Below are 7301 nucleotides of genomic sequence, written 5' to 3'. Positions count from 1 at the left end.
CGAACCTTCCAGCCTTCCGACCGTCCCGTCCGCCCCAACCGCGCCTCAGCGCCGCCGGTGAGGGGCCTTCTACGGATACCAACAAAGAGTCGCAACCCCCAAATCAACACAAAATCCAAAAAACTCAAAAAAATCCAAAATACTCAAAATCAAACAGCAACAAGCAAAACCAACCAACCAGCGCAAAGATATAGGGAGGGGTCTGTCGTCACTGCCCTCTGTGCAGAGGTAGTTTCGCAATTCTGCTTTCTCATGAGAAGTCAGAAAAACCAAAAGAGTGCGCAAGATCGGACACCTCGCACCGAATCGGCATTAAATCATATATTTATCAATATCTTACGACCCCCTCACCGTCCGAGAAACCAAAAGCGTGCGCAGAAAGTAGAAGCTTACGCAGCCATTTCGGCAGTCTTCGCAGCCCCTCCCCCTACCCTGACCCACGAAAAAACCCGCGCAATTGCGCGGGTTCAGACAGGACGATGATGTTGGAAGAGATTACGCGGTGAGCGAAGCGCGGAACGGACGGTCTCGTCGGAAAACGCGCTCGTAGGCATCATGAGTGAATGGTGTCACCAACTGGTTTGACCCGGTCTTCTCGCACCATGCCGTCACAAAGTCTTCCACTTCGAGCGCATCTGCACCCCGAGACACGGCACATCCGATCGCGTCTATGACGATCTCGATCAACAGCCCCCATCGGAACGACGCGCCGGTCGCCAACCGATGGAGAAACGCTCCAGTTTGAAGGTCTGGTGCAACAGGAAGGTCCACCTTGAGGGCATAGCTGCCGACAATGTCGTTCATGATCTCATAGTCCCGCGCGATTTCGGCCTCGGTTTCCCCTGTAGCGATCTCGGAGAACGCGACACGCGTCATCAATCGATCCAACTGGGGCTCGCGCTGCACGTAATCACCCAGCTCGGGAACACCTGACAAAATCAGCATGAGTGGCCAATCACTGGATTTCATAAGGGTCTTGAAGGCATCAAGCACGGTCATGACGTCCGCATCAGATTTCCCACGCATGATGTGCTGTGCTTCATCATAGTGAATACCGACCACCCCCTGCAGCGAAGCTTGGGTCATCACCATCTCCCAGATTTCAAACTGGGTCCGTCGGGTCTTGTTTGAAATTGGATAACCCAGAGCATGAAGGGTCTTGCGACCGAGATCTTTCCAGCTGCCCTTGGCATCGAGAACGCAGCGCACGAAACGGGCAGGTTTACCACAGGGGAGTTCGACCGCTTCCTTCCAGAAAAGATCGAGAAGATGGAGGATTTCTTTCGACTTTCCTGATCCCGACAGTCCCGTGACCAACAGGCTCCGCGCCTCGAAGGCCTGCTCTGACCGTAGTCGACCAAGATGGCGGCTGAAGCACTGCGCGAAGGCCCGATGAAGCTCCTGCCCACGGTCCAGCGGATAATGCCGTTGCGCAAGATCGGCATTCAAGTTGGCAAGGGATGGGATCACAAAAGAAGAGGTCAAAGCTTGCTATCCTTTACTGGGCCGAAGGTCATGTTTTTGATGTCAGATGGAGCTTTTTCAGATCCGCTGGACGCACCTTCTGTCGGAGCATTCTGCGGAGGGTTCCCCGCAGTGGCTTTCACAGAAACCACCCCCACTGCAGAGTTCCGATCCATGATGGCACCAGGAGCCACCGTTGGTCCAAGATAGGAGGACGGACGCTCTTCTACGCGGAGCGTCCTGTCGGCGCGCCTTTGCAGTTGCTCAATCGTTCGATAATTCGAAGGATCACGGGCGTCTTCAAAGGCGTGAACGTCTCGCGCCCTTTGTTCGATCGAAAGCTCCAGTTCGCGCTTATGCAAGGCGCCTCTCGTCGGATTATCCCTGGTTGCGGCCTCCATAACCTCAACCGCTTCTTCCAAAGTCAGATCTTTGAAGACAGTCATGCTCAGACGTGCCTCCAGCACCTCATCCAGCCCTTCCGCAGTAATCAGAACCTGACGCAGATCGTCTGGATCCAAATGCACAGTGACGCGTTTCGAGCCACCATCGGCGTAGCGCTGAAGCTGCGTGGAGTTGAACGGGATGTTGAAAACCCTGACCCCTTCCGAGGTCGTGCTCACCTCGCGTTTCACCCCCAAATACAGGATGCGGTCGCGTTGAGGGTGCGGCGGTAATAGTCCGTAACGTGATATTGCCTCTTCCAGCTTTGCTTTGGGCGTCATCCCGAACATACCGGTGCCGTGGTGCTCATCATACGGATACTCGTCCACAAGGTACCGCGTAATCATGCCATACAGTTGGTCGTGAGTGACCTTTGCCGCGCCTTTGGGGTGATACCCTGGCAAATGTTTTGGATGGCTGCCGGTGTAGCCCGGCAGAATGCTGAGCACTTTGCCCTGTATCGTTCCGAACAGTCTCTCGATGTGCGGCTTGTCATTCGCGTGATAGGTCCGGTTCGCCTTCACAACTACTCCCATGCCAAGCTGAGCGGCATACACTTGGGAATTTCGGGTCGCGCTGCCATTATCCGCGGACACCATGCCAAGCCGTACTGGTGGTGCTGGATCATTCCTACAATTGTATCGAACCTTCTCCTTGGTTTTGTCACGTGTGGCCATACGCAGAAGCGCCATGGTGTGGTCGGCATCAGCTGATTGAGCGATGATCCAACCGAGTGGCATACGCGTCGCCATGTCTATAATGACGTGCAGCCAACAACGAAAAACCTCGTTTTCTTGAAGCTCTTCTGGAGCAGTATCGGGATCAATATGCTTTGCCACTAATCTACCGTCGTTTCTGGTAAAAATGGAAACAAGGTATTGGTCCGTTTCTAGATAACCGCCAGGTATGAGTGCGCGGATATCCGTCGAGCCGGCGCCATAAAGGTTGTCGCTATGTTCTTGACCATCACGCCCAAGCGCTTTGGCTACTACGGACTTTGCATTGTAGTGATTTCGGACTGTCGTAATCGAAGGCCAGGTCGCGCAAAGCGCTTTGTCCTTTTCTGTTCGAACAAACAAAGCTTTTTCAAGAATGTAGATGTTCGAAATTGACGGCTTCGTCTCTCGAAGACATCTGTCGATGACTTTTTTAACGAACCTCTGCTGCCAAGCCACCAAGCGGGGTGCTCGAGACCCTTTCAGATGGTCTCGATCCGCCAAAACAACAAGGTTTCCATCGAACTGGTCGAAGACTTTGCAATAACGAGCCAAAGTGCGACCTTGCGGAACCACGAAACCCTCGGCCAACTTTCCGCCGCGCTGAGATCTTAAAAACCCGAATTGTGGCGCGAGCTTATGCGCTCTTTGAAGAACGAGTTGCCGGTGTTCTCCACCTTTGTCCATGCTCCGCTGGGTGACCTTTATCCCTTCAGATTTTATTTCGCATATCGCCAACACCAACACGGCAATCGCTTGGACACTCGGTAGCTTTTCCTTTGGGAGTTGTTCAATTTCTTCAAATCCCCCTGTGTAGTTTAGTAATTCTTTGCGCTTTGCCGCATCTCGTGGCGAAATGACATCACAGTCGCGCGCTCGAATGGCCGCCTCAACCTTTTCCAGAGATAAGGAAAAGCACTCTCCTGTATCTTCACATTCAACCGCAAAGCTGCCCTCCTCGCAGACTGCTACACGCAGTGTGCGCCCATCCCACTTGAGAACAGAACCTTTCGGAATCGCATACAACGGCGCGCGGCTCATGGGTGAAGCGCAACCCGCGATGTGTAATCAAGCACTCCATAGAGGTCGGCCCGGAGCACTTTGCGCGCCACGAGACGCATCGCAGCTTGGAAAGCCCGCCAATTTTCAATCGGACATTTCGAGATGAGATCCCTGAGTAGCCAATAGCTCTCTTCTCGCGCGGCTTTCTCGACAATCCCGTCCGCCTCTGCGTCTTGAACTTTCGAACACTCCCAAAGCCGACGCAAATTATCCTTGTAGGCTTTGGTGTACTGATCTGCATTCACGACGCAGGCGGTGTCGGCAAAATCGAGGGTCAAAGCGGCGAAGATGTCTTCGATCTCGTCTTGTGTCTCTTGCTTTGCCAGCGATGTCCCATTGCGCACAAATACCGCGCGCCGATGGCCATCAGCATATGTCAGGCGAAGATCAAAATAGTGCTTTCGCCATTTTCGAGAGCGGCGATCGTAGTAATCGATCGGTGCCAACTGCACCTCGAGCCCATACAGGTCCGGGCTAAGAAGCGCTTCCACAGCGACGTAGAACTCCGCCTCCCCGTCGAAGTGATAGACCTGACGGACGCCGCCTGTTCGCGGCGTCGCTATTGCAGCCGATATCCGCTTGGCTGTGTTGCTTCGCGTCAGCGGGTTGCGCGCGCCCTCAAAGGCAAGGACCCCGTGAATTGGCCCCACATCCAGGGCGGGTAGTTTCTTTTTTGGAGGCGTATCTTCGCCAACCCAGTCTCTGTAATTCGACATGCCGTCTCCGTTCCCGGAAACGCGGGTTTCCGAGTGATTAATTTCTATTTCCGGAGCACAGACCGCGCTTGCCTGGGCCGTTTTTGGCCTCTAGCTTGGCAAGTGACACACGGGCGATCTTTGCCCCAACTTCCGGACCCGCGCCTCTCGGTGCGGGTTTTCTTTTTCGCGGAGATCCCCGCACAAGAACGGTCAAACCTTCGCAAAAAGCAAAGGTCATCATTTTCTCAAAAAAACCAAAAGAAAAATTTCCAGAAATCTTCGCAACAGATGAATTTGAGTCAACACATTGTTTTTGCGAGTTTTCTTTAACGCATTCCTCCAACTCAAAGAGAGCGCAGAAACTACGCCTCCGAAGAAAAACGAAGTTTCTTAGAAAGGCCGACGATCCTCGCAGGTCTTTCGCCTCCTGTTCCTCGAAGGAAAAAACAGCTGAAACTGCAGCGCGTCCTGCTCAACCCACACAAGACATCAATCGACCTCTCTTTTCGAGAGACGGGCGGGCCCTGATTCGACGCGGACTACTCCCTCCTTTGTTTGCTCTCGCCCTGCTCAAAGCGTCCGCGATTAGCTTTTGATTTTTTCCTAGCGACGCAGACAATGGGGGTCACAAGCAAAACGCGAGCAGGCAACGTCGGAGACTTTCAGCATGGGCACCCCTCTAGCCCTTCGGGTAGACCCTCAGGATCGAGAAACCCTCCCCTCTTTTCTTTCGAGAATGGCGGCAGTGAATGGCACCTCTGTTCTCAAGTTCTGCTCGGACATGGGTGTGTCCTACCGCGGACTTATCAATCTGAATGCGGACGATCTCAAAACCTTCGCCGAACTCTCTGCGCTGACAGAGGCGCAAATCGACGAGCTTGTTTCATGGACAGGTCAGGCGGTCGGTGACGTTCGGATGCGGTTTCGGGATGAAATCTTTGTATCCCGGGCACTTCGCAATCCAACCATGCGAGGCTGCCCTGCTTGTCTGAAAGAAGATTTCGACAACGGACCTGGAGCGCCCTCCCGTTCGATGGTCATGCGCGGCGACTGGCAACTGCGTGATGCCACGATCTGCGTGAGGCATGGACGTCCCCTCGTCGACCTTTGGCATGATACAAGTTTGCCGTCACGCATGAACATTGGGGCGCATCTCGATATCCTTAAAGACCAGATTGGCAATGGGGCCATGGCTGGCGTACCAGTTGTCCCTTCCCCCTATGATCGATGGCTGGATGCAAGATTGGCCAGCGGCACCGATGATACTTGGCTGTTTGACCAACCTCTTTATGCCGCCACAACATTCATTCGACTTCTCGGGAAAGAACTCGTTCGGCAGAGCCTGTGGAAGTGCCAAGACCTCTATGAACCGGAACGCGCTGCGCAAGCCGCTGGCTTTGACGTCGTCAGACGAGGCCCTGCCGCGATACGTGACGCGTTGGAACGGCTGGCCGCACGCGCGCCTGCGGGCACCAGTACGCCCAACAAGGCCTTCGGTCAGCTCTATCGTGACATGGCCCGCGCCCATCTCGAAGACGAGCTCTTCAAAGACTTTCGAGCGATAATGCGCAAGGTCATCCTTGACACTTGGCCCATCGCATCGGGCGAGGATGTATTGGGAGAAAGCCTCAGTGAACGGCGGCTCTACGCGATCAACGCAGCTGCACAAGACGCGGGCATCGGCCCGAAGCTCATGGGCCAGTTACTTGTTGAAGCGGGTGCCCTCAATGACATCGACATGGGGCAGACGTTTCCCGCCGGACCTTTTCGGGATCTGATCGCAGAAATTCCCCAGCGCGTGGGCAATGCCGAGATGTGCAAGGCGATGGGCGCGACACGACATGAATTCGAAGCATTGGCAACAGATGGTGCGATTGCTCCGCGCACGAAGATTTCTACGATCAAGGCGCCCTGGCTGGTGTCTGACGGGATGACACTCATCGAAGAATTGGATGGCTTGGCCATCAGGGTTGAGGGACTCGGATCAGATTGGGAACGCCTCATCAAGGCACGGGCCCGCGCGGGTTTGAGTTTTGACCAGCTCCTACGACAAATCCGTAAGTCGAGGATGAAGCTAGCGAAACCCAAGGGCGAGGCAGGCTTTAGCGGGTTTCATGTTTTGAAGTCAAACGTCGATGCTCTGAAGACAAGACATGCGCGTGCGAACCTATCTGTTGAAGGCTTGGTGCCTGCAGCAGTCTTTGCACGGCAGATCGGCCTTCGTGACGGTGGGAAATTCCTTCAATTCTTAGAAGCAGGCCATTCGCCGTCACGCTTGGTGCAGGTTCCCAATCGCCGAGCACCGCGGAGATTTTTGGATGCAGAAGACATCGCCGCGTTTCGACAGAAGTTCGTTACGCCAACGATGCTGATGGAAGAAACTGGGCTATCGAGGAATACGATACTAGCAAACTTGAGGGCTGAAGGTGCCAAACCATTCAGGCCAGATGGCCAAGACTTCGGCAACCTATTCCCACGCTCGAAAGCAGTGCTTTGTGTCTTCCAGCTTTCAGAGGCAAGGCAGAGAGAGTTTAGCTTCTGAGCTTTGCTGAAATGAAAATCTGCTCCGCAGCCTCGGTTTGACCGGACACACAGCGCTGCAGTGGAGCCTCACCAAACCGGACTCTCGATGCATCCGCAGCATTTTCCGCAGGCCAAAGTCGGCAATGCCCAGATTGCGCCCTTTGCAAAGTCGGGTTGATCGGACTTAACTTCTAGCCTGAGCGGCCCGAAGCGGTGATTTACTAGATGATGTTCGCCAAGGTACATAGTGCCTCAAAGGAGCCCTTCATGGGTTCACTAGAAAATATCCAGTAAGAGGATGTGCGGCGTCCACTGCCAACCAAGTCATTCGATTTCTAACTGAACTCTCCGCGGATGAGACAAATCAGAAAGACTCGTGGGCGCATCAAACCAA

At 54.2% G+C, this 7301-nt stretch carries 4 protein-coding genes and 1 pseudogene; 2 read left to right on the top strand and 3 right to left on the bottom strand.

From position 1 onward, the window contains the following. Positions 1-194, top strand: a pseudogene (locus BM225_RS22005) (hypothetical protein); the annotation flags it as partial. Positions 195-495: 301 nt separating this feature from the next. Here the strand turns inward: BM225_RS22005 and BM225_RS21180 are convergent. From BM225_RS21180 to BM225_RS21170, 3 genes are read right to left on the bottom strand one after another with little or no spacing between them, the layout of a single operon-like run. Next, a complete protein-coding gene (locus BM225_RS21180; RefSeq protein WP_092465507.1) occupies positions 496-1485 on the bottom strand; it encodes an ATP-binding protein in 990 nt (329 codons plus the stop codon). Next, on the bottom strand, positions 1482-3665 hold the full coding sequence (locus BM225_RS21175) for an integrase catalytic domain-containing protein (protein WP_092465506.1): 2184 nt from the start codon (positions 3663-3665) through the stop codon (positions 1482-1484). Before BM225_RS21175 ends, BM225_RS21180 begins: the two co-directional genes overlap by 4 nt. After that, on the bottom strand, positions 3662-4402 hold the full coding sequence (locus BM225_RS21170) for a hypothetical protein (RefSeq protein WP_092465505.1): 741 nt from the start codon (positions 4400-4402) through the stop codon (positions 3662-3664). The genes BM225_RS21175 and BM225_RS21170 overlap by 4 nt, the downstream gene beginning before the upstream one ends. Before the next feature lie 649 nt (positions 4403-5051). Between BM225_RS21170 and BM225_RS21165 the strand changes: the two genes are divergently transcribed. Beyond that, positions 5052-6926 (top strand): TniQ family protein, encoded by a 1875-nt coding sequence (locus tag BM225_RS21165; protein ID WP_092465504.1) that lies wholly within the window; start codon positions 5052-5054, stop codon positions 6924-6926. Positions 6927-7301: the final 375 nt, after the last annotated feature.

It is taken from the genome of Donghicola eburneus, assembly GCF_900115865.1.
Lineage (GTDB): Bacteria > Pseudomonadota > Alphaproteobacteria > Rhodobacterales > Rhodobacteraceae > Donghicola > Donghicola eburneus.
Note: the sequence above shows the minus strand (reverse complement) of the source record. Positions and strands in the feature narration are given on the sequence as shown.